Origin of the sequence: Vreelandella hamiltonii (assembly GCF_014651795.1) — a bacterium.
GTDB lineage: Bacteria > Pseudomonadota > Gammaproteobacteria > Pseudomonadales > Halomonadaceae > Vreelandella > Vreelandella hamiltonii.
In genome coordinates this window covers 1-23,055 of sequence record NZ_BMXO01000008.1, presented here as the reverse complement: position 1 = coordinate 23,055, position 23,055 = coordinate 1, and the positions used below count along the sequence as shown (strand labels likewise).

Below are 23,055 nucleotides of genomic sequence, written 5' to 3'. Positions count from 1 at the left end.
CTTTGGATCCTTGTACACCGTCATATCGCCATGCTGGAGCTGTATCATGTTGAGCGGGTCAGAACTTAACGATGTCGAGAGCGACCAATACACGATCGCCATTCAGCCCATCGTCAACGTGCAGTTGCAGCATGTCGCGGATGAATTGCTGTATCGGGGAAACGCCAGCGCAGGTAACGCCGTGATTCTAGACGCCGTACAGGCGACGGCTCGCGCCTGCGCGGTGGCCATCTACGAAATCGGTCTCGATAAGCTCTGCGGCCAACGCCAGCTGTTCATCAACGCTTCCCATGACTGGCTGCTGAACCCCGATCTGGCTGGCCTGCCTGCGGATCAAATCGTCATCGAAATTCTGGAAGACACGCAGCCCAGCGAACCCTTGACCGACGCTCTCAGGCGGCTGAAAAAGCAGGGCTATCGACTGGCGCTGGATGATGTGGAGCCCAACTCAGCCAATCAAGGGCTGATGCCCTTTGCCGATATCGTCAAATTCGATATCTCGGTGGGATTGCCCATCGACATGATTACGTCTCTCCATCGTCAAGGCTACACCTTGCTGGCGGAGCGGGTCGAAACCCATGATGAATTCGAGCAGTGCAAAGCGCTGGGCTTCAGCCTGTTCCAGGGCTACTTTTACCAACGCCCACAAATTCAGACCACCAGAACCCAGCGCCACAGCACGTCGCGCGCCAATCAGATGCAGCTACTGGCGCAGCTTTACAGCGACCGAGTTCGCCTGCCTGCGCTGAGCACGCTGATTGCCCGCGACCCCTACCTGCTCAATGCGGTATTCAAGCGCGCCAATTCCGCAGGAAAGGCCGCACAGCGTCCCGCCTACAAGCTACTGGATTGTGTTCACATCATCGGGTTGAAGGAGCTGCGCACCCTGGTATCGATCGTCATGCTGGCGGGCAACAATCCGGCCAGCAAGGTCAACCTGATCAATGGGCTGACGCGTGCCTTTGCCTGTGAGGCCTTGGCGGAGCAGCGTGGGCTGGACGCAGAAGAAGCCTTTATCGTCGGGCTGTTTTCGCGCATGCCGGTCATTCTGGGGATTGAACTGGAGGTCATGCTGCAGGAGCTGCCCCTGAGCCAGAGCATACACAAGGCGCTGGCAAGCTATGCCGGCGCACTGGGGCAACTGCTGGTGGATATAGCGGCCTGTGAGCAGGGCGCCGTCCTGACGAGCGTGCCCGCAGAGTTCATGCTGAAAGCGGCCGCTGAAGCGCGTGCCTTGATGGATTCACAGCTTAGCTAGGGGTACCGCTTTCACGACGGGGGTCCGGTTCGAACATCGCCTCCCCCACCTCATCGATGAAGCGCTGCGCCTTGCTGACCATCAGCGCGTCGCAGGCATCACGCCCCGGCAGCATGTCGGAACGCTCGAAGCGGTGCTCTTGAACGCTATCATCCGCAATGGCTTTACGAATCACACCGCTGACACGGTACTGGCCACTCTGGTCATCCGGCTGTGAAATGATCAGGTACTCTTTGTAGGCGACAGGCTCTGCCGCCTTGGTGCCCGACACGCTTTTACGCTCATCGCTTGACCCAAACAGGCCCGCAAGTAGTTTTTTAAACATGACCACTCCAGGAAAGAGTGACCAACCCACCGGGGCTGGTCACAAGGGAAGAGACTAGCTTTGCTGGCGACCTTTGCCGGCCGCAATGCGCAGGCGCAGTGCGTTCAGCTTGATGAAGCCTTCGGCATCTTTCTGATTGTAGGCACCGGCATCGTCTTCGAACGTGGCAATGGACTCGTCGAACAGCGACTGCTCGGATTTGCGACCCACCACCGTGGCATTGCCCTTGTAGAGCTTCATGCGCACGACGCCTGAGACGTTTTTCTGCGTTTCGTCAATGGCCGCCTGCAGCATGCGACGCTCGGGGCTCCACCAGTAGCCGTTGTAGATCACTTCGGCGTACTTGGGCATCAGCTGATCTTTCAGGTGTGCTTCTTCACGGTCCAGCGTCAGCGACTCGATGGCACGGTGGGCACGCAGCATGATCGTGCCTCCGGGAGTTTCGTAGCAGCCGCGCGACTTCATGCCCACATAGCGGTTTTCGACGATATCCAGACGACCGATACCGTTGTCGCCGCCCAGCTTGTTAAGCTTTTCGAGGACTTCGTGGGGCTTCAACGTCTCGCCGTCGATGGCCACGATATCGCCTTGCTCGAAGGTCAGCTCGACGTAGGTGGGCTGTTCAGGGGCGGCTTCCGGTGAAACGCTCCAGCGCCACATGTCTTCTTCGGCTTCGGCCCACGGATCTTCCAGAATGCCGCCTTCGTAGGAAATGTGCAGCAGGTTGGCATCCATGGAGTACGGAGATTTCTTCTTCTTGTTAGAGAAATCCACCGGGATATTGTGCTCTTCGCAGTAGGCCATCAGCTTCTCGCGGGAAGTGAGGTCCCACTCGCGCCAAGGCGCGATGACCTTGACGCCCGGCTTGAGCGCATAGCCGCCCAGCTCGAAACGCACCTGATCGTTGCCCTTGCCGGTCGCACCGTGGGAAATGGCGTCGGCGCCGGTTTCGTTGGCGATTTCGATCAACCGCTTGGCAATCAGCGGGCGAGCAATGGAGGTACCCAGCAGGTACTCGCCTTCGTAGATGGTGTTGGCACGGAACATGGGGAAGACGTAATCGCGCACGAACTCTTCACGCAGGTCTTCGATGTAGATTTCCTTGACGCCCAGCGCCTGGGCCTTGGCACGCGCGGGCTCGACTTCCTCACCTTGACCGATGTCGGCAGTGAAGGTCACTACCTCGCAGTTGTAGGTCTCTTGCAACCACTTGACGATAACGGATGTGTCCAGGCCGCCTGAATATGCCAGCACAACCTTTTTGACATCGGACATTCTTTGCTCCTCTTGAATAAGAACACAGTTCACCAGAATCGACAGCACGCTCGGGCGCTATCCATTACACCTGGCGTCCAGTATAGCGCTCTCGATGCCCAGCGAATACCGTCAACGACGCCTCGGGCCCAAAGCTGCTAGAATCAGCACATTCGTGGCGACTCCTCATGACCGCCACTGTGTTCGATTACTCGCTTTACTAAGGAGAGCTGCATGAGCGAGGCAATTGCCCGCGATCTGATGGCCCAGCGTTTTCGCAGTTACCTGCCGGTGGTCATTGACCTGGAAACGGGCGGGTTCAATGCCCAGACGGATGCCGTACTGGAAATTGCCGCTGTGACGCTCACCATGGACCCGGAAGGCAATCTACTGCCCGACGCCACCTATGCGTACCACATTCACCCCTTCGAAGGGGCCAATGTGGAGCAATCGGCTCTCGATTTCACAGGTATCAACCTGGATGACCCGCTGCGCCGCCAGGTCGCCTTGAGCGAGTCCGAGGCGCTGGGAGAAATCTTTCGCCCCATCCGCAAGTCCATCAAGGCGCATGGCTGCTCTCGCGCCATCCTGGTCGGCCACAACGCGGCTTTCGATCAAGGGTTTCTGAACGCAGCCGCCAATCGGTGCGGTGTCAAGCGCAATCCGTTTCACCCGTTCTCGAGCTTCGATACGGCGACCCTGGCAGGTTTCGTTTACGGCCAGACCGTGCTGGCACGCGCCTGCCGGGCGGCGGGTATCGAATTCGACAACAAATCGGCTCACTCCGCCCGTTATGATACCGAGCGCACCGCCGAACTGTTCTGCGCCATGGTCAATCGCTACAAGGATCTGGGCGGCTGGCGGCTGGCTTTGAAAGAGCAAGCCATGGACGCAGGCGAGGAGTAGCTCCAGCAGCCTTGCCCTGCGTGTAATGCAGTGGCAACGGCTTTAGGCTAAACTCCGCAGCATTTATTGATAAACCCGAAAGCTCATTTAGCTAGTCACACGATACTCGTTCAGGAGATGAAACGTTCCATGGCCCTGCACAATGCCTTTTACGCCCAGTCCGGTGGCGTTACCGCCGTCATCAATGCCAGCGCCTGCGGCGTGATCGAAGCGTGTCGGCAAGCCCCCGACCAGATCGGCAAGGTGTATGCCGGCCATAACGGCATCATCGGCGCCCTGACCGAAGACCTGATCGACGTCAGCCAGGAGAGCGACGACGCCATTGCTGCCCTGCGTCATACGCCGGGCGGTGCTTTTGGCTCATGTCGCTACAAGCTCAAGGATATCGATACTCATCGCACCCAGTACGAGCGCTTGATCGAGGTCTTCAAGGCCCACGACATCCGCTACTTCTTCTACAACGGCGGAGGTGATAGCGCCGACACGTGTCTCAAGGTGTCTCAGCTATCCGAAAAAATGGGCTACCCGCTGACCGCGATTCACGTACCGAAAACCGTCGACAACGATTTGCCCATCACCGACAACAGCCCAGGCTTTGGTAGCGTGGCCAAGTACATTGCCACTTCTACCCGCGAAGCGTCTCTGGACATCGCCTCGATGTGCGCCACCTCTACCAAGGTGTTCGTGCTCGAAGTCATGGGGCGTCATGCGGGCTGGATTGCGGCGGCGGGTGGTCTGGCCGGGGAAGACGAAGGTGAACCGCCTCACCTCATTATCTTCCCCGAGGTGGCATTCAACCGCAAAGCGGTCATGGCCAGGGTCGATGAGAGCGTCAAGAAGTACGGCTACTGCGTCATCGTGGTATCCGAAGGGGCGCGCTACGAAGACGGCACTTTCCTGGCCGACGCAGGCAATACCGACGCCTTTGGCCATCGCCAACTAGGCGGCGTAGCGCCCACCTTGGCGGGCATGATCAAGCAGGACCTGGGTTACAAGTACCACTGGGCCGTGGCCGACTACCTGCAGCGCGCGGCGCGCCACCTGGCCTCCAAAACCGATGTGGAACAGGCTTATGCCGTGGGCCGCGAGGCCGTGACGCTCGCGCTGGCAGGCAAAAACTCCATGATGCCCGCGATTCGTCGTATCTCTCAGACCCCGTACCAATGGGACGTGATTTCTGCTCCCCTGGCGCAAATTGCCAACCAGGAAAAGTTCATGCCACGTGACTTCATCAGCGAAAGTGGCTTCGACATCACTCAGCAGTGCCGCGACTACCTCTCCCCGCTGATTCAAGGCGAAGACTTCCCGCCCTTCGAAAATGGCCTGCCCAAAGTCGCCAAGCTGAAGCTGGCGAAAGTGGCACAGAAACTGCCCAAATTCACGCTGTAATACGGCCTGAACGGCCCGCAGTAGCGATAGATAGAAGGGATGGCCCAAGCCATCCCTTCTGCGTTCTGATCTAGCGCAACAGCCAGGAGAGCACCAACAACAGCAGCAAAATACCCGCCACCCCCTGCCAGAACCGCCGAGCTTCTGGGCGCGACTCTTCGCGTACCGGCAAACGCCCCAAGGGCACACGCAGTGCGTAGAGAAACTCCGACATGCGACGAAAACGCAGCGCTCGCTGGGGGTCCAGGGCTCGACGCAGCGCCTCATCCAGCTCCGGGGTAATCTCAGGATTGGTGGTACGCGCGCTGCGATAGGCCAGCTCTTCAAGATCGGTATGGCTGCGCAGGCGGTTAGGCGTCAACAGGTACGGCAGCTCGCCGGTCAGTAACCAGTAAACGGTCGAAGCCAGCGAATACTGATCGCTGCGGCGGCCAATGGTGTCGCCCAGCGCATACTCAGGCGCCGTATGCTCGCAAAGCCCCACCTGCCGCAGCAGGTCGCCGGATTGGCGATGACCATCCACCTCGCGCATGTGGCAGGCGCTGAAGTCGGTCAGCACGACTTTACCGTGCTGGTCGATCAATACGTTATCCGGGTTTATTTGCTGATGAATGATATCTCGGTGGTGCAGCGCCTGTACCGCCTTGCCCAGCTGGTTGGCAATGTCCAGACGCTGGTTCAAGCTGGCTTGAGGGTGGCGCTGCGCCCACTCACGCAGCGTCTCGCCTTCCACGTTCTGCATGAGATAGTACAGATAGCGGCGAGGACGCGACAGCTCCATGACCTTGACCACGAAGGGGGAGTTGACCCGCTCGACTACCCACTGCTGCAGCAGGAAGTGTTCCAGATAGGCATTGCGCAGCGAAAGCTCCGGGCTTGGCGCCTTCATGACCATGATCCGGTCGCTGTGCACATCGCGTACGCGGTAGACCCTGGACTGCGCGTTTCGCGACAGTACCGCCTGTATTTCGAGGCCATCCAGCCGCTCGCCTACCGCCAGTTCCGGGGGGATGGGCAAGTCCCCATACAGCATGCTGGGCGTATCACTGGGCTCTTCCGGCAGCTCATCGACACGCAGAATCTGAAAACAGAACTGCTCTCCCCCATAACCTCGCTCCTGGGCGCGCTGCTTGGCCTCGCTGGCCAGGCGCTCACAGGCTGCATCGAGATCACTGGCATCTTCACGAATCAAGCGCACATAGTCAGACGGCATGAGCGTGCCGCGCACGGCTTGGGTGGTAAAGACGAAAAAATCACCCTGTTTGAGCGGCAGGTGGGTGTAATCGATATCCAGGCTGCCATCCATGCCCAAGGCCCGAGAGGGATAGCGATAGCCTCCCACGTCGGTCACATGGTCACGGGTCAACTGTTCGAACTCGGCCCCTCGCAGGCGAAAAACCAGCGTATCTCCCATATGAAACAGATGCCCCTCGCGGCCCAGAAACACCAGCGCAGACATCGATGATACAAAACCGCCTTCCTTGACGTGCTGGCTCTGGCTGTAACACCAGCTGTTGAGCGCTCTCAAGACCCGCGTGGCAGAGGTCTTGGTATCCCAGTGCTCGGGGGTCGAGTAATAATCGGCCAGGAATCCACGAACGCTCAGATCGCCTGCCTGCTTGGCCATGGTATTGCGCGACAGCGAGTCACTGATGACGGCACAGCCGCCCTTCGCCTTCAATACGGGCTCATCCGGCAGGCGTACCGACATGGAGCTGCGATGCTGACGGCGCTGCGGGGCAACGAAAGCCTGACCATAACTGATTAGCAACTGGGCGTGCGCCAACTCATCCTCCTGGACATAAAGGTCCTTGCCACGATCACTCGGCGACATGATACACGCTGAGACGCCGAAACGATGCCCACCAAACGTCGCGTCGGCCATCAAAGAGCACCCCACCCGCTGCCTTGGTCAACGTCAAACACCTATGTCGCATTGGTAATCTGGCAGTCATGTTCGTATAATTCTGCCCTATTAATGCAATGCATCAATTGTGTGACATCTGCCTCAATCGCAATAGATAAGCCAAGCCAAGGAACTCAAGATGAACTTCGATAACATCCCCGCTGGAAAGGATCTGCCCAACGATATCTATGTGGCGATCGAAATTCCTGCCAACCACGCGCCTATCAAGTATGAAATCGACAAGGACATGGGCGCACTGTTGGTTGACCGTTTCATGGCCACTCCGATGTTTTACCCGGCCAACTACGGTTTCATTCCGCACACCTTGGCAGATGATGGCGACCCCCTCGATGCACTCGTGGTGACTCCCTACCCGGTCGCCCCCGGCAGCGTCATCCGCGCCCGTCCGGTAGGCATCCTGAACATGACCGACGAAGCAGGTGAAGACGCCAAGCTGGTATGTGTTCCTCACGCCAAGCTCTCCTCGCTCTATGACGACGTTCAGGAAGTCACCGACCTGCCGGAACTGCTGCGCCAACAGATTGCCCACTTCTTCGAGAACTACAAGGACCTGGAGAAAGGCAAGTGGGTCAAGGTAGAGTCGTGGGAAGGGGTTGAAGCCGCTCGCAAGGCCATCGAAAAATCCGTGGCGGCTTACAAGAAGTCCTGAGTCGACGTTCAAGTGGCAAACGTTCTGCCATGATTCGTCCAAGGCCGCCTTCGGGCGGCCTTTTGCATACTGGGTTAAGCGAACATGAAGTAGCGCGTCATGTCACCGCAGCCGCTACGCCCGGGCGAACGGTTACGCTATCCTGCGTGCTATTGTTGGCTAGACACCGCTGCGTAAGGAAACCTCGTGTTACTGCTCAAACGCTTCTCTCTTTTTTGCCTGCTTGCCTGCTTGCCGTTGCTGGCGCAAGGCCAATGGTTTTCGTCCAGTAATCAAAACGATTTTCTGCCTGTCATGGAGGCGTTTCAACCTACCGCCTGGCATGACGAAGAGATGCTCTATATCGGCATCGACATTGCCGACGAATATTATCTTTATCGACACCAGCTCGCGGTCACCAGCCTGCAAGAAGATCTCAGCCTGGAAGCCCCCATCATCGCCGAAGGAACGTTCACCAACGATGAGTTCATGGGTGACGTGTATATCTTTCGCGACAGCCTGGTGTTCGAAGTACCCTTTTCCGCGCCCCATTCTGGCCCGGCCCATATCGAGCTGACGTTTCAGGGGTGTGCCGATGCCGGACTTTGTTACCCGCCCGAACGGGTCACTCTGGAGGCTCCGCAAGCGTCGCCACCTGCCCAGTTCGCACAATGGAGTGAACGCCAAGGGGCGGCTGATCCCGTCAATACCGCGCTTACAGACGATGCTCAATCTTCCATCGCTCAACCCTCCGGCTTTACTGCTCCGCAAAGCGAGGACAGCCGTTTTCGCAACCTGATGAGTGAGGCCAGCCTGCCCTTGATGCTCGGGCTGTTCTTTGTGGCAGGAATCGGTTTGACTTTTACGCCCTGCGTCCTGCCCATGATTCCTATTCTTTCCTCCATCGTGGTAGGGCAAAACCCGACCAGACCCCGGGCTTTCGTGCTGTCAGCCAGCTACGTGCTGGGCATGGCCAGCACCTATGCGTTGGTAGGCGTATTGATGGGCCTGTTCGGCGCAGGCTTGAACCTGCAGGCACACCTTCAGTCGGCGCCGGTGCTCATCACGTTTGCACTACTGTTCACTCTGTTTGCCTTGGCCATGTTCGGCGCTTTCGATCTGCGCGTTTCTCCTCGAGTCGCCAATACCGTCGACGCCTGGCAGGCGCGTGCCCAACGCAGCGGCCCGGCAGGCCTGGCCCTGGCGGGAGCCCTTTCGGTGCTGGTGGTTTCACCGTGCGTCACCGCGCCACTGGCGGGCGCCCTGGTGTTCATATCATCCACCGGTGATGCCATGTTGGGGGGCGTAGCTCTCTTTGCACTAGGCCTTGGCATGGGCGTGCCGCTCCTGCTGGTAGGCACCTTTGGCACGACGCTGCTACCGCGTTCGGGCGCCTGGATGAACGGCGTCAAGGTCGCGTTTGGCCTGCTGATGCTGGGGGTCGCCATCTGGATGATCGAACGTCTTGTTGCCCCCTCTCTTGCCCTGCTACTCTGGGCAGCCCTGGCCATCGGTACCGCCCTGACGCTGGGCGCCTTGACACTCCAGCACACCTCGGGCTGGGCCAAGGCGCGCCAGACCCTGGGCCTGATGCTGCTGGCCTGGGGGATAGCCCTGGTGCTGGGAGCGGCTCAGGGCGGCACCAATCCGCTACGCCCATTGATGCTAGGCAGCAGCTCGACCTCGTCAGCCGAAACGCCACTGGCCTTTGAAACGGTCAGTACGCTGAGCGAACTACAATCCCAACTGGAACAAGCAGCTCAATCCGACCAGCCGGTATTCGTGCACTTCACTGCCGATTGGTGCATATCCTGCAAGTTGATGGAACGAGACGTCTATCCCAACCCGCAGGTGGCCGCGCAATTGAACGATTTTCAACGCGTCGCGGTCGATGTTACCAACACCAACGCAGACAGCAGGGCGTTACTGAATCACTTCGACCTGTTTGGACCGCCCAGCCTGCTGTTCTTTCACCAAGGCGAAGAAGTGCGCGACGCACGTATACAAGGCGAAGTTACGGCACAAGCATTGGCACAGCACCTCGATTCACTCAAGCGGTGGCAGCAAGGTTAGCCTTGCACTAGTCTGAATGACATGGCCAGCGCGGTACGGTGCGCTGGCCATTTTTTTAAGGCTATGTCGCCAACGTCGTCAAACGGTCGTTTAAGTCGCAAAATTCGTCACGGCTGAGGCGATCACTGGACAGTGCGCTACTTTTTCGGCAAACTCCGCAGCCATATTTGCTAAAAAGCTCATCTTTTAGCGTTTACACAAGGGTAACGTTCGCCATCGTGCAGCGTTCTCCTCGTTTTAAAATCAGGTTTACTGCGCCGCACGCAAGCAGGCAGGTTCGACCTGCTGCGTTGTGTTTTATTGATTAACGTTTGGGGCTATATAGATGGATATTCGTAAGGTCAAAAAGCTGATCGAGCTGCTGGAAGAGTCCAACATCAGCGAAATCGAAATTCAGGAAGGCGAAGAATCGGTTCGTATCAGCCGCCATCCGAATGGAGTCAGCTGGCAGCCACAGCCAATGCCGCAATACGCCCAGCCCGCATACGCGCCACAGGCTGCCGCGCCAAGCGCCCCCAGCGCCGAAGCGGAACCCCAAGGTGCCAGCTATCGCGGTGAAGCCGTCAACTCCCCCATGGTCGGCACTTTCTACCGCAGTCCGGCCCCAGGCGCCAAGGCCTTCGTTGAAGTTGGCGACACCGTGAAGCAAGGCGACACCGTGTGCATCGTCGAAGCCATGAAAATGATGAACCAGATCGAAGCCGACCGTGATGGCGTGGTTGAAGCCATTCTGGTGGAAGATGGCGAGCCGGTGGAATTCGATCAGCCCATGATCGTCCTCGCTTAATCTTTCATTACGATACGGGTGGACTCTCCCATGCTGGACAAGGTACTTATCGCGAACCGCGGCGAGATAGCCCTACGCATCTTGCGAGCGTGTAAAGAGCTAGGCATCAAGACCGTAGCGGTTCACTCCAAAGCCGACCGCGAGCTGATGCACGTTCGCCTGGCAGACGAAGCCGTCTGCATCGGCCCTGCTGCTTCCGCGCAATCCTACTTGAACATCCCAGCCTTGATCAGCGCCGCCGAGGTGACGGATTCGAGCGCGATTCACCCGGGCTATGGCTTCCTTTCCGAGAACGCCAACTTCGCCGAGCAGGTAGAACGCTCAGGCTTCACCTTTATCGGCCCCCGTGCAGAGACCATTCGCCTGATGGGCGACAAGGTCAGCGCCATCGAGGCCATGAAGGCAGCAGGCGTACCGACCGTCCCTGGTTCGGATGGCCCTCTGGGCGATGACGATGCCACCAACATGGCCACTGCGCGCCGCATTGGCTACCCGGTGATCATCAAGGCCGCGGCGGGCGGCGGCGGGCGTGGCATGCGTGTGGTGCATACCGAAGGGCACCTGCTGTCTGCCATTACCGTGACCCGCACCGAAGCGCATGCTGCTTTTGGTGACGGCACGGTCTATATGGAGAAGTTTCTCGAGAAGCCTCGCCATGTCGAAGTGCAAGTACTTGCCGATGGCCAAGGTAACGCGATTCACCTGTTCGACAGGGACTGCTCCCTGCAGCGCCGCCACCAAAAGGTGCTCGAAGAGGCCCCAGCGCCAGGCCTCGACCCCGAGGCACGCGCCAAGGTTCTGGAAGCCTGCCGTCAGGCCTGTATCGAGATCAACTATCGTGGCGCCGGCACCTTCGAGTTCCTCTACGAAGAGGGTGAGTTCTTCTTCATCGAGATGAACACTCGGGTTCAGGTGGAGCATCCCGTGACCGAGATGGTCACCGGCGTGGATATCGTCAAGGAGCAGCTGCGCATCGCCGCCGGCATGCCGCTGTCGATTCGCCAGGAAGATGTTCAGCTCAATGGGCACGCCTTCGAATGCCGTATCAATGCCGAAGACGCACGTACGTTCATGCCGTCTCCCGGCAAAGTGACGCTGTTCCACGCTCCCGGCGGCCTGGGCGTTCGCATGGACTCGCATCTTTACACGGGCTACACCGTTCCACCGCATTACGATTCGCTGATCGGCAAGCTGATCACATGGGGCGCCGATCGCGACATCGCGCTGACCCGCATGCGCAATGCGCTGGACGAACTGCTGGTGGAAGGCATCAAGACCAATATCGACCTGCAGAAAGACCTGGTTCGAGACAGCTACTTCCGCCAAGGTGGCGTCAACATCCATTACCTGGAAAAGAAGCTGAGCAGCTAGGTAGTGACCTGATGCTTGCAAACCTGACGCCTCCTCATCGGAGTAACGCCAGGTTGTCTACGCGGGGTGGCGATTGCCACCCCGTGAGCGTTTCATGACCATTCACTGACCCCGTGGAGACTTCTCATGCCCTGGCTGCAATTAAAAGCGCACGTTGCTCCTGAGCAGGCCGAGCTTCTTGAAGAGCTGCTGCTGGACGAGGGTGCTACGGCCATCGGCCTCCAGGATGCCCACGACGACCCTGTCTTCGAACCAGAACGAGGCACCACGCCACTCTGGCAAGATACCGTATTGACGGGACTGTATGATGACCTCGATGGCATCAGCGAGATGCTGGAGCGTATCGAGGCCGCCTGGGCAGAACACATGCCCGGCGAACCCTGCCCCACCATCGAGTACGAGCTGCTGGCCGACCGGGATTGGGAGCGGGAATGGATGGATGACTTCACTCCCCTGCGCATGGGCCAGCGGCTGTGGATCGTGCCCAGCTGGCTGGAGCCCCCCAAAGCAGAGGCGGTCAACCTGATCCTGGACCCTGGCCTGGCCTTTGGTACCGGCACGCACCCCACCACCGCACTCTGCCTGGAATGGCTCGACCACCTGGCCGTGCAAGGCGTTCTGACCAACCAGCGCGTGCTGGACGTGGGCTGCGGCTCAGGCATTCTGGCCATTGCTGCCCTGAAACTGGGGGCGTCCAGCGCCGACGGAACCGACATCGATCCGCAGGCGCTGCAAGCCAGTCGCGACAATGCGGAGCGCAACGGTATTGCCGAACAGGCCTTGTCACTTTACTACCCTGAGCAACTGGCCGATGACCAGACCTACCCTATCGTGACGGCCAACATTCTGGCCGGCCCGCTGGTCGAACTGTCGGGCATGATTGCCAGCCACGTGGCACCCGGAGGCCACATTGCGCTCTCGGGCATTCTTGCCAAGCAGGCCAACGATGTGCTGGAAGCATATGAAGCCCAAGGACTTATCATGGAAGAGCCAACCCTGCGTGAAGGCTGGGTACGCTTGACCGGCTGGAGACCCGCATAATTTGCTGCGCTTTCCTTCATTACTGCGGCGAGTAGGCGTATCATACGCTCCCTTGAAACGCGCTATTCGTCGTTTTCATGCCTATCAAAGTGCACCGCCATGACCATGATGACTATCCAGCCCCCTGCGATTGGGCCTTATCAACTGCCCAACCCCGTGATACTTGCGCCCATGGCAGGTGTCACCGATCGCCCTTTCCGGCAGCTGTGTCGGCGCCTGGGGGCGGGCTGGGTGGTGGGTGAAATGGTCACGTCTGATCCTTCGCTCTGGCACACGCGCAAATCGCAGCTGCGTATGGATCATCAAGGCGAACCGGCGCCTCGGGTAGTACAAATTGCCGGTGGCGATGCGCAGATGCTGGCCGAAGCAGCTCGCCTGAATGCCGAACTGGGCGCGCAGATCATCGACATCAACATGGGCTGCCCCGCCAAGAAAGTGTGCAACAAGGCCGCTGGTTCAGCGCTGCTGCGCGATGAAGCCCTGGTGGCCGAGATTCTCGATGCGGTGGTCAGTGCCGTCGATATTCCCGTGACGCTCAAGATCCGCACGGGCTGGTGCGCCGACTCCAACAATGGCCTGCGGATTGCCCAACTGGCCGAGTCGGCAGGCATACAGGCGCTGGCCGTCCATGGACGCCACCGCCAGCAGCGCTACACGGGCGAAGCCGAATACGACACCATCGCCGAGATCAAGTCACGACTCTCCATTCCCGTCATTGCCAATGGCGACATCACTTCGCCAGAGAAGGCGGCCCGCGTGCTGCGCCATACCGGTGCCGATGCGGTCATGATTGGTCGTGGTGCCCAGGGCAACCCGTGGATCTTCCAGCAGATCACTCACTACCTGACCCATGGCGAGCACTTGCCCGCCCCTGAGCTGGCAGAGCGCCGCCAAGTGTTGACCGAGCACCTGCACGCCCTGCACTCGTTCTACGGCGACACCATGGGCGTGCGCATTGCACGCAAACATGTGGGCTGGTACCTCGATGAAGATACACGCTTTACCCAAACCGAGCAGCGCCGCTTGAAGCAGCAGTTCAATGCACTCGCATCACCCGATGCGCAGTTTCAATGGATTGATGACGCCATGACCCATAGCGCCTCCCAGCATTTGCTAGCCAAAGGAACCCATGCCGCATGACTGAACGCGACCTGCTCTCAAGCGAAAGTTCATCACCACTGGCGGGCACCCTGGCGGACCCGGCGACCACGGCCCAGCCTCAACCGCTGCGGGAAGCTGTCGAAACGGCCATGCGTCGCTATTTCGAGCACCTTGATGGAGGTCAGGCATCGGACCTGTATGCCATGGTGATGGCCGAAGTGGAGGCGCCGTTACTGGCCTGCGTGCTGGAGCACACCGACGGCAACCAGACCCGTGCCGCCGACGTGCTGGGCCTGAACCGCGGCACGCTGCGCAAAAAGCTCAAGCTGTATGGACTGATCGATCGTGACGCCCCTTAAGGGGCGTTGCCGTTTTTAAACCTGGCTGTTCCAACCCTAGACCTGATACATGAGCACTCCCATGGCTGATAGCACCGCTACCCCCGTCCGCCGCGCCCTGCTGAGCGTCTCCGATAAAACCGGCATTGTCGAGTTCGCACAGGGCCTCGTGAAACATGGCGTCGAACTGCTCTCGACCGGCGGCACCTACCGACTGTTGCAAGAGAACGACGTCCCCGTGACCGAAGTCTCCGAACATACCGGTTTTCCAGAAATCATGGACGGCCGGGTCAAGACCCTGCACCCCAAAATCCATGGTGGCATTCTGGCCCGTCGCGGTCAGGACGACGCCGTGATGGCCGATAACGATATCAGCCCCATCGACATGGTCGTGGTGAACCTCTACCCGTTCGCGGCCACCATCGCCAAACCGGATTGCACGCTGGAAGATGCCATCGAGAACATCGACATTGGTGGCCCTACCATGGTGCGCGCCTGCGCCAAGAACCATGCCTACACCACTATCGTCGTCAACGCGGACGACTACTCCCGCGTGTTGAACGAGCTGTCCAGGCATGGCGGCCAGGTGACTCAGCCGACGCGTTTCGACCTGGCCGTCAAGGCATTCGAACACACGGCGGGTTATGACGGCGCCATTGCCGACTACCTGGGCCGCAAAGTGGCCAGCGAAGAAACCACATTCTCGCGCACGTTCAACCTGCAACTGCACAAGAAGCAGGACATGCGCTACGGTGAAAACCCGCACCAGCAGGCAGCTTTCTACGTTGACCCCGAGGCCAGCGAGCCCAGCGTGTCTACCGCTCGCATGCTTCAAGGCAAGCCGCTCTCTTTCAACAACGTGGCCGATACCGATGCTGCCTTCGAGTGCGTCAAGGCTTTCGATGACACCGCCTGCGTCATCGTCAAGCACGCCAACCCCTGCGGAGTAGCGGTGGGCGCCAACGCCCTGGAAGCGTACGACAAAGCGTTTGCCACCGATCCTACCAGCGCCTTTGGCGGTATTATCGCCTTCAACGTCGCCCTGGATGCCGCCACCGCCCGCGCCATCGTTGATCGTCAGTTCGTGGAAGTCATCATTGCCCCCGGGGTAAGCGATGAAGCGGCCGCTATCGTGGCTGAAAAACAGAACGTGCGCCTGCTGGATGTCAGCGCACATTGGCCAGGCCAACCGCAGGCTGCCTACGACTTCAAGCGCGTCAATGGCGGGCTGTTGGTCCAGGAGCGCGACGAGGGTATGGTCAGTGAAGCGGAGCTGACGGTGGTCAGCGAGCGTGCGCCCACCGAGCAAGAGTTGCGTGATCTGGCGTTTGCCTGGCGCGTGGCCAAGTTCGTCAAGTCCAACGCGATCGTGTATGCCAAGGCTGGTCAGACGATTGGCGTGGGGGCGGGTCAGATGAGCCGCGTCTACTCCGCCAAAATTGCGGGTATCAAGGCTGCCGATGAAGGGCTCACGGTTCCTGGCTCCGTCATGGCGTCGGATGCCTTTTTCCCGTTCCGCGATGGCATCGATGCCGCCGCGGCGGCTGGCATCACTGCGGTGATTCAGCCTGGTGGGTCAATGCGTGACCAGGAAGTCATCGATGCGGCCAACGAAGCGGGCATTGCCATGGTCTTCACCGGCATGCGCCACTTCCGCCACTAAGCCTTTAAAAACCCCCTGCGAAGCACTTCGCAGGGGGTTTTTTTGAGGGTCACCCCAGATCGATGCACAGGTACTTGGTTTCCAGGTACTCCTCCAGCCCCTGATGCCCCCCTTCACGCCCCAGGCCGGATGCCTTGACGCCACCAAAGGGCGCTGCAGCGTTTGAAATCAGCCCGGTATTGATCCCCACCATGCCATACTCGAGCGCTTCGGCCACGCGCCACACCCTGGCCAGATCACGCGAATAAAAATACGCGGCCAGACCATACTGCGTATCGTTGGCCATTTCGACCGCCGTCTCCTCTTCGTCGAAAGGAAACACCGCTGCCAAGGGGCCGAACGTCTCTTCCTGGGCCACTTTCATGCTGTCGTTGGCAAAGCTGACCAACGTGGGCGTGAAGAAATTCCCCCCCAATGGATGTGGGTGGCCCCCCAACAACAGCTCGGCGCCCTTGTCGATGGCGTCCTGAACGTGTTCACTGACTTTTTTGACGCCATTTTCATCGATCAGCGGGCCAATATTGATCCCTTCTCGCGTCCCGTCACCGACTTTCAGCTCGCTGTTCATGGCCACGGCCAGCTTCTCGCAGAACGCATTGATGACGCTGGACTGCACCAGAAAGCGGTTGGTACAGACACACGTCTGCCCCGCATTACGGAACTTGGCAGCCATGGCGCCTTCGACGGCAGCGTCCAGGTCGGCGTCTTCAAACACGATAAAGGGCGCGTTGCCACCTAATTCCAGGGAAATCTTCTGAACGTGCTCAGCGGCTTGAGCCATCAACTGGCTGCCCACCTCGGTCGAGCCTGTAAAGGTGATCTTGCGCACCTTGGAAGAGTGAGTGAGCGCCTCGGCAATATCCGCCGCACGCCCAGGCACGACGTTGAACACACCGCGCGGCACGCCCGCCCGTTCTGCCAACAGCGCCAAGGCGGTCGCCGAGAACGGCGTCTGGCTGGCAGGCTTCACGACGATGGTACAGCCCGCCGCCAAGGCGGCGCCTGCTTTACGAGTGATCATGGCCGCCGGAAAATTCCACGGCGTAATGGCACCGACAACGCCCACGGGCTGCTTGGTCACCACGATACGCTGATTGGCTTTGGCTGCAGGAATGGTTTCGCCGTAGACTCGACGTGCCTCTTCGGCAAACCAGCGTAGAAAACTGGCCGCATAGGCAATCTCGCCGGCGGCTTCCTTGATCGGCTTGCCCTGCTCATAGGTCATCAGCATGGCGAGATCCTGCTGATGCTCCATCATCAGATCGTGCCATTTCATCAACACGTCGGCACGCTCTTGCGCCGTCATGCCGCGCCAGGCAGGCAGTGCAGCGTACGCAGCATCGATGGCACGCTCGGTTTCTGCCTTGCCCAGCTTGGGCATATCCCCTACGAGCTCACCCGTGGCGGGGTTCACCACCTTGATTTGCTCGCCACTGTCGGCGGCTACCCAACTGCCGTCGATATAGGCAAATGGGCAGTAAAGCTGTGTTTCTCTCAGCGCTTCCATGACAAACTCCTGACCAGAGGATGGCCTTTCAGGCTCATTGACCTCTTCATGCTAAGACGAAATGGCAGTCTTGACCAAGTTCTCGTCAGGAATCCTTGTACGTATCGTACCTTAACTGAGTGCGTGTCGGCCTTAACTGATCAGCGTCAGAAACTCTTGGCGCGTTGCCTGGTTGGTACGGAAGCCTCCCAACATGACCGACGACGTCATGCTGGAGTTCTGCTTCTCCACGCCACGCATCATCATGCACAGATGGCGCGCCTCGATCACGACGGCCACCCCTTTGGCTTGCGTGACCTGCTGCACTGCCTCGGCAATTTCACGGGTCAGATTCTCCTGAATCTGCATGCGACGTGCATACATGTCGACGATACGCGCAAATTTGGACAAGCCCAGAACCTTGCCGCTGGGCAGGTAGGCAATATGACACTTGCCAATGAAGGGCAGCAGATGGTGCTCACACATGGAGTAGAGCTCGATATTCTTGACCAGCACCATTTCGTCGGTTTGCGATTCGAAGACGGCCCCATTTACCAGCTCTTCCAGCGACTGTTTGTAACCTGCGGTCAAGAACTGCATGGCCTTTGCGGCGCGCTTGGGTGTATCGCGGAGCCCCTCGCGATCAGGGTTCTCTCCCAGGGCGGTGATAATTTGACGGTAATGTTGGGCGATATCGTCGGTCATGGTAGGCCTCATATTCGGTACGTGTTCGCTTTTACTGGATCGCCTTGTGCAACCTGCCATGCAAGAAACTGGCATGACATGAACACTGATGTGTCTTGTGCGGCATGGTGACGTCAATCTCGGCCATACCACTTCATTGTTGGCTCACCCTGTGCTGGGCGGCGCTTTATCGTCTTGCAAGCCGAAAGCCCTAACTTATACAAGAAATATACTCTAAAATAATTTATGTACAACAAGAGCGATACAGTTACGTATTCTAACGCACATGAAGTGGCTGTGGCAGAGTGACACGCTCCCCCCTTCGTGCCTATCGGTGCTGTGCTATGATGAAGGCACAATTTCCTGCCAGGCAGGCGGGTGCACTATATCGAGATCTCATTATGTCATTTAAATCATCAGCCTACTGGCTAACGGCCTTGCTTGGCACAGCATTCATCAGCCCTTTGCAAGCGGCAGAACCCAAACTGACGCTGCCCAGTGGTGCCAACCTGGGTGTAGAAGTGATCGAGACTCTGCGTTTTGACAGCCAGCATGCTCGTCACAATGATATTCTGCTACACCCTGCCCAAGTCGACGGTAGCTCGCACGAGCTGCCAGAGTATTGCCTGATGGTGGCTACTGCCCAACTGAGCGGCGAGCGGATACGTATCACCACGCAAGATGCTACTTGCATCGAGACCGAAGGCAGTGAAAGCGCCATCTATTCGGGAACGTTTGCCGCCAGCGCCTACGCGATGGATGGGCAATACGGGATAGAGTGCCCGTCGGGTAACTGTGAACTCTCCCCAGGCGAGGCCTTTCTACTGACCCTGGATGAAAACGTCAGTATCGATGCGCAGGACAACCCCTCCGCCGAAATCAATGCAACGCGCAGGCAGGCCAACGGGGATGGCGTCGCCAACCCTATCCCCAGCGAGCGCCCCGACCCTGACCAGGCGCCCACAAGCAATCAATAAGCTGACATTAGCAACGGAGTGAACAGGCTGGCCTGGCGGTGCCAGGCCAGCTTAACGATTGCCGCCAGCAAGCCATACAGGCGATTCCAGCTGCAGGCTCTGCTGTTCGAGCAGACGAATGTGCTGATCCCAGTACCCCCGTTCTGCCACCCAGGGAAAAGCAGCAGGAAAAGCCGGATCATCCCAGCGAGATACCAGCCAGGCCGCGTGACGAATCAAGCGATAGGCGCGCAATGGTTCGATCAACACCAACTCAAGCTCGGGGAATGCCCTCACCTCTTCATACCCTTCGATCAACTCATCCAACTGCCCACGCCAAAGCTCAGGGTCGTCTACAGGCAGCAGCATCCAGACATCCTGGATGGCGGGCGCCATCAGGCAATCATCGAAATCCACCAGCGTAAAGTCATCATCCCGCCCCAAAATATTACCCAGATGGCAGTCACCATGAGCCCGCAGATAGGCGTCGGGGCTTAGCGACACGCGCGCCAACTGCTCCATCAACTTTTCCACCACGGTCTGGTATGCCCGGGACTGGTACTTATCCAAATGCGGGCTTGCCAGGACTCGCTGCGCGGCATCGGTAACGCCATCCGTGAGCGACAAACTCTCCCGATGCTGAAACCGCTGGCGAGCGGCAACGTCATGCAAGCGCCCCAAGACATTTCCCAAGGCAAACAGGTGTGCCGGGTTATCGAGCTCTGGCGCCTGGCCTGCACATTGGGGGAAAAGCGAAAAGCGGAAAGTTTGGTAGTGATGCAATGAAACGCCATCAGCTGAGCACCATGGCGCGATCACAGGGACACCGGCCAGCGCCAGCTCCCTCAGGAAGTCATGCTCTTCCTGAATCGCGGCATCCACCCAACGTTCGGGGCGATAAAACTTGACCACCCAGCGCTCGCCCTCTTCATCGCGAAACATCAGCACGCGATTTTCATAACTGTTCAAGGCAAAGGGCTCGCCTGCGGGCCAGATACCCACCGACTCGATGGCCGACATCACCAGGTCGGGCGACAGGCTGCTAAACGGGTGCGCCATGGATCACTCCTTTCATTGGGCCAGCCAGTATATCAACTCTTCTCCAGCGGCGTGCGAGACGCCGCCCACACGTCCACGCGCGTGGCACCCGCCGCCAGAGCCGCCAACGCCAGAGCATGCCCCGTGGCACCCGTCGTGACAACGTCATCGATGATGATGACCCATTCTGGCAGTGGACCCGCCACGCGGTAGGCTCCTGCGAGGTTACGCTGACGCTCGGCTCGATTCAGTGACCGTTGCGAGGGTAGCCGCTTGTGACACTCAGCCCCCAGCATCGGTAGGCATAGCCGCTTGCCCAATTGCCTGGCCAGCCACTGGGCCTGGTTGAAGCCTCGCTCGCGCGCCTTGGAAGGATGCATGGGCACCGGCAGCAACGCGCCCCCCAGTTGCACTGGAGGCGTCGAGAGCATCAGCTCGACCAGCAGCGTTCCCGCTCGCGCGGAACCATGAAATTTGAAGTCATGCACCAGTTCTGCCACGCACTCCTGGTAGCGGAGTGCCGCCGTTGTATGCGTAAAGGCAGGGGGCGCTACCAGGCAGTGGCCACAGCGTCCACCCCCACCAGCGGGCAAGGGTTCGGCACATTGCGGGCATGCCGACGTGTTCCAGGGCAGCTCCCGGAAGCACTGCGCGCACCACCCCTGCTCACCGCAATCCGCCGATAGGCAAAACGCACAGTAGCCCGGTAATTGGCGCGACAACCACTGGTTCACGTACTGAACCATTCGCATAGCCACCTCCTCTGCCAACTGGTTTAAAACAGGATGATTGCATTGACATTCATACGTTTATTGGTAGTATACGCAGCGTCTTCTGCGGATGTGGTGGAATTGGTAGACACGCTAGATTTAGGTTCTAGTGCCGCAAGGTGTGGGAGTTCGAGTCTCCCCATCCGCACCATACTCAATCCCCTTGAGTATTCCACGCAGTGATCCAAGCCTTGCTACGAGTGGCTTTTATCGCCACTCTATCACCTGACGTAACCTAGAATACCCCCTCCAACTCGCTCAACGGTGTATGCCGTAGTTGGAGGCATACACGTTCAGGGAGCAGGCAGGCGATGAAGCGCTCACAAATCAAACGGCGACCTCTCGCCGACACTGTACTGGTTTCTCTGGAGCCCGAAGATAAGGATTATCGGGAACTGGATAGCGCCGGTCTCTACTTCCGTGTAAAGCGCAATGGCGCAAAGTCCTGGGAACTGCGATACAAGCGACCAAATGGTCGCTGGACGTGGAAAGGGCTCGGCGGATTCCCTGGTGTCAGCGGCAAGCGAGCACGACGCGAGGCCGAAGACCTTCGAAGGCTCATTGCTGATGGTGTGGATTTATCCACGGTGGACCAGAATGCAAAGCCGCGCTACCTGTTCCGCGACGTCGCCGAGGATTGGTATCAGCGCAAGATCAATGCAGGCCGTGCTGGCGGGACCACTAGACAGATGCGCTTGTACCTCGACAAGGATATTTTGCCCGCCCTGGGGCGAAAATCCCTGGATGAAATAACACGCCAGGACTGTACTGAACTGCAAAAGCGTCTTGAGGAGCGTGCCGCTCACAACATAGCGAAGAAAGTGCGCGGGTGGGTTAGCCAGATGTTCTCTCTGGCAATCGCAGAGGGGAAATGTGAGCTGAATCCCGCTAGCGAATTGCGCCATGTCGCTGCCGCAGCGCCGAAAACCACACACTACCCACACCTGCTAGAGCCAGAGCTACCTGGGTTCCTTCGCGCTCTGCAACGATCACGCAGCCGCCAAATCACTCAAGCGGCCGTCTGGATGGTGCTGCGCACGGCATCACGGCCAGGCATGGTGCGCTATGCACAGTGGTCTGAGATTGACATTGAAGGGGCCACTTGGACCATCCCAGCGGAGAAGATGAAGGCACGCCGAGACCATATCGTGCCGCTGTCCACACAGACAGTAGAATCACTTCGCGAAATCCGCCAGCAAACCGGGCGGCAGCAGCTTGTGTTTCCTGGCCAGGGTCCGAAGAATCCAGTGCTGAGTGAGGGCACGATCAACAAGGCCATCGCTCTGGTGGGCTACAAGGGTAAGCTGACGGGCCACGGGTCGCGCCATACGGCGAGCACACTGCTTCGCGAGCACAGCTGGCCAAAGGATCACGTCGAGGCGCAGCTTGCCCACAAAGAAGAAGGTATCGCCGGTGTCTACAATCAGGCGGCCTATCTGGAGAAGCGCCGCTTCATGATGCAGTGGTATGCCGACTACCTGGATGCACTCTCGCGTGGGATAACAACAGAGGAAAAGGCGACTTTCAAAAGAAGAATTGAGTCGGCTTAAGCACGAGCATAAACATTTTTCCGTGCAAGCATTCGACCGAGTGGCGTGGGAGACCTGTCCGCTTCCTCTGCTCGACCCAGGTTGGCCCGGACTCGGTGGCAATGTTGCCCTCGCGCCTAGTGGACACTTCCACTGCCCCCATTATGAGGCTTATCGGGGTGTCAGCTCCAATTGGACCACTTCCGATTGAGTACATTCTTATTTGATTTTGGTCATAGTCTGACAAGCCCCTGCGGCAGGCCGAAGACCTCGATGCCACCGAGCGTGGTTTGGCCGACTTCTATATCAACTCTCTGGGGTCCGTCTTGTGAAGAGGCACGGTATTCGACATAGGTGCCATTTTCGTCTTGACGGATCGCTTCTGGGGGCACCACCATGGCAACGTCGCTCCTGTAGGTCGTGATGTGCACATGGGCACTCATACCAAGACGAATGTAACGCTGTTTCTCCGATGTCAGAGGAGGAATGCTTACAGTGAGTGGGTAACTGGCGCCGCTGTTGTTGCTTTGT

The 23,055-nt window shown here is 58.8% G+C and carries 21 protein-coding genes and 1 tRNA gene; 14 read left to right on the top strand and 8 right to left on the bottom strand.

The window, feature by feature from the left end; translation table 11 throughout:
* Nucleotides 1-46 precede the first annotated feature (46 nt).
* Nucleotides 47-1,258: an EAL and HDOD domain-containing protein gene (locus IE061_RS09540; protein WP_144982660.1), complete on the top strand. Its 1,212-nt coding sequence runs from the start codon at nucleotides 47-49 to the stop codon at nucleotides 1,256-1,258.
* Here the strand turns inward: IE061_RS09540 and IE061_RS09535 are convergent.
* Nucleotides 1,251-1,583: an HlyU family transcriptional regulator gene (locus IE061_RS09535; RefSeq protein ID WP_189464021.1), complete on the bottom strand. Its 333-nt coding sequence runs from the start codon at nucleotides 1,581-1,583 to the stop codon at nucleotides 1,251-1,253. The genes IE061_RS09540 and IE061_RS09535 overlap by 8 nt on opposite strands.
* Nucleotides 1,584-1,637: 54 nt before the next feature.
* Entirely contained in the window at nucleotides 1,638-2,858 is a 1,221-nt protein-coding gene (locus tag IE061_RS09530) for an argininosuccinate synthase (RefSeq protein WP_096923063.1), read from the bottom strand.
* A gap of 213 nt (nucleotides 2,859-3,071) precedes the next feature.
* On the opposite strand from IE061_RS09530, the gene rnt reads away from it, so the two are divergent.
* Nucleotides 3,072-3,743, top strand: a complete 672-nt coding sequence (gene rnt / locus IE061_RS09525; RefSeq protein WP_016913724.1) for a ribonuclease T — start codon at nucleotides 3,072-3,074, stop codon at nucleotides 3,741-3,743.
* Between the two features lie 129 nt (nucleotides 3,744-3,872).
* Entirely contained in the window at nucleotides 3,873-5,132 is a 1,260-nt protein-coding gene (locus IE061_RS09520; protein ID WP_189464030.1) for a 6-phosphofructokinase, read from the top strand.
* 70 nt (nucleotides 5,133-5,202) lie between these two features.
* Here IE061_RS09520 and IE061_RS09515 read toward each other — a convergent pair whose 3' ends face one another.
* Nucleotides 5,203-6,918 carry a bifunctional protein-serine/threonine kinase/phosphatase gene (locus IE061_RS09515; RefSeq protein ID WP_039178470.1) on the bottom strand — a complete coding sequence of 572 codons (1,716 nt, stop codon included), beginning with the start codon at nucleotides 6,916-6,918 and terminating at the stop codon, nucleotides 5,203-5,205.
* Between the two features lie 259 nt (nucleotides 6,919-7,177).
* Here IE061_RS09515 and ppa point away from each other — a divergent pair, with 259 nt between their 5' ends.
* The 8 genes from ppa to purH all read left to right on the top strand — a co-directional run bounded on the left by ppa (nucleotide 7,178) and on the right by purH (nucleotide 16,061).
* A complete protein-coding gene (ppa, locus tag IE061_RS09510; RefSeq protein WP_039178176.1) occupies nucleotides 7,178-7,708 on the top strand; it encodes an inorganic diphosphatase in 531 nt (176 codons plus the stop codon).
* A gap of 186 nt (nucleotides 7,709-7,894) precedes the next feature.
* Nucleotides 7,895-9,760: a protein-disulfide reductase DsbD gene (gene dsbD / locus IE061_RS09505; protein ID WP_193461511.1), complete on the top strand. Its 1,866-nt coding sequence runs from the start codon at nucleotides 7,895-7,897 to the stop codon at nucleotides 9,758-9,760.
* Nucleotides 9,761-10,085: 325 nt separating this feature from the next.
* Nucleotides 10,086-10,547 carry an acetyl-CoA carboxylase biotin carboxyl carrier protein gene (gene accB / locus IE061_RS09500; protein WP_039178182.1) on the top strand — a complete coding sequence of 154 codons (462 nt, stop codon included), beginning with the start codon at nucleotides 10,086-10,088 and terminating at the stop codon, nucleotides 10,545-10,547.
* A gap of 30 nt (nucleotides 10,548-10,577) precedes the next feature.
* Entirely contained in the window at nucleotides 10,578-11,918 is a 1,341-nt protein-coding gene (gene accC / locus IE061_RS09495) for an acetyl-CoA carboxylase biotin carboxylase subunit (RefSeq protein ID WP_039178186.1), read from the top strand.
* 126 nt (nucleotides 11,919-12,044) lie between these two features.
* Nucleotides 12,045-12,959 (top strand): 50S ribosomal protein L11 methyltransferase, encoded by a 915-nt coding sequence (gene prmA, locus IE061_RS09490; protein WP_039178189.1) that lies wholly within the window; start codon nucleotides 12,045-12,047, stop codon nucleotides 12,957-12,959.
* 99 nt (nucleotides 12,960-13,058) lie between these two features.
* Complete coding sequence (dusB, locus tag IE061_RS09485; protein WP_193461510.1) at nucleotides 13,059-14,099, top strand: tRNA dihydrouridine synthase DusB; 1,041 nt, start codon at nucleotides 13,059-13,061, stop codon at nucleotides 14,097-14,099.
* Nucleotides 14,096-14,419, top strand: a complete 324-nt coding sequence (gene fis, locus IE061_RS09480) for a DNA-binding transcriptional regulator Fis (RefSeq protein WP_016913715.1) — start codon at nucleotides 14,096-14,098, stop codon at nucleotides 14,417-14,419. Before dusB ends, fis begins: the two co-directional genes overlap by 4 nt.
* Before the next feature lie 61 nt (nucleotides 14,420-14,480).
* Nucleotides 14,481-16,061: a bifunctional phosphoribosylaminoimidazolecarboxamide formyltransferase/IMP cyclohydrolase gene (gene purH / locus IE061_RS09475; RefSeq protein ID WP_039178194.1), complete on the top strand. Its 1,581-nt coding sequence runs from the start codon at nucleotides 14,481-14,483 to the stop codon at nucleotides 16,059-16,061.
* Nucleotides 16,062-16,110: 49 nt separating this feature from the next.
* On the opposite strand, the gene IE061_RS09470 is transcribed toward purH, so the two are convergent.
* The gene (locus IE061_RS09470; RefSeq protein WP_039178199.1) at nucleotides 16,111-17,568 is read right to left on the bottom strand and encodes an NAD-dependent succinate-semialdehyde dehydrogenase; all 1,458 of its coding nucleotides are present in this window, start codon (nucleotides 17,566-17,568) and stop codon (nucleotides 16,111-16,113) included.
* A 132-nt stretch (nucleotides 17,569-17,700) separates the two neighbouring features.
* Nucleotides 17,701-18,252: a GTP cyclohydrolase I FolE gene (folE, locus tag IE061_RS09465; RefSeq protein WP_039178202.1), complete on the bottom strand. Its 552-nt coding sequence runs from the start codon at nucleotides 18,250-18,252 to the stop codon at nucleotides 17,701-17,703.
* A gap of 380 nt (nucleotides 18,253-18,632) precedes the next feature.
* Here folE and IE061_RS09460 point away from each other — a divergent pair, with 380 nt between their 5' ends.
* Entirely contained in the window at nucleotides 18,633-19,208 is a 576-nt protein-coding gene (locus IE061_RS09460; RefSeq protein WP_096923069.1) for a hypothetical protein, read from the top strand.
* 51 nt (nucleotides 19,209-19,259) lie between these two features.
* Here the strand turns inward: IE061_RS09460 and IE061_RS09455 are convergent, their stop codons facing one another.
* Nucleotides 19,260-20,246: a serine/threonine protein kinase gene (locus tag IE061_RS09455; protein ID WP_096923070.1), complete on the bottom strand. Its 987-nt coding sequence runs from the start codon at nucleotides 20,244-20,246 to the stop codon at nucleotides 19,260-19,262.
* Nucleotides 20,247-20,278: 32 nt separating this feature from the next.
* Nucleotides 20,279-20,977: a ComF family protein gene (locus IE061_RS09450; RefSeq protein ID WP_229800860.1), complete on the bottom strand. Its 699-nt coding sequence runs from the start codon at nucleotides 20,975-20,977 to the stop codon at nucleotides 20,279-20,281.
* Nucleotides 20,978-21,061: 84 nt separating this feature from the next.
* Between IE061_RS09450 and IE061_RS09445 the strand changes: the two genes are divergently transcribed.
* Nucleotides 21,062-21,146: transfer RNA gene (locus tag IE061_RS09445), tRNA-Leu, on the top strand.
* Nucleotides 21,147-21,306: 160 nt separating this feature from the next.
* On the top strand, nucleotides 21,307-22,545 hold the full coding sequence (locus IE061_RS09440; RefSeq protein ID WP_189464026.1) for a tyrosine-type recombinase/integrase: 1,239 nt from the start codon (nucleotides 21,307-21,309) through the stop codon (nucleotides 22,543-22,545).
* A gap of 212 nt (nucleotides 22,546-22,757) precedes the next feature.
* On the opposite strand, the gene IE061_RS18075 is transcribed toward IE061_RS09440, so the two are convergent.
* On the bottom strand, nucleotides 22,758-23,055 hold a 298-nt coding region (locus IE061_RS18075; RefSeq protein ID WP_230478430.1), incomplete at its 5' end, for an efflux RND transporter periplasmic adaptor subunit.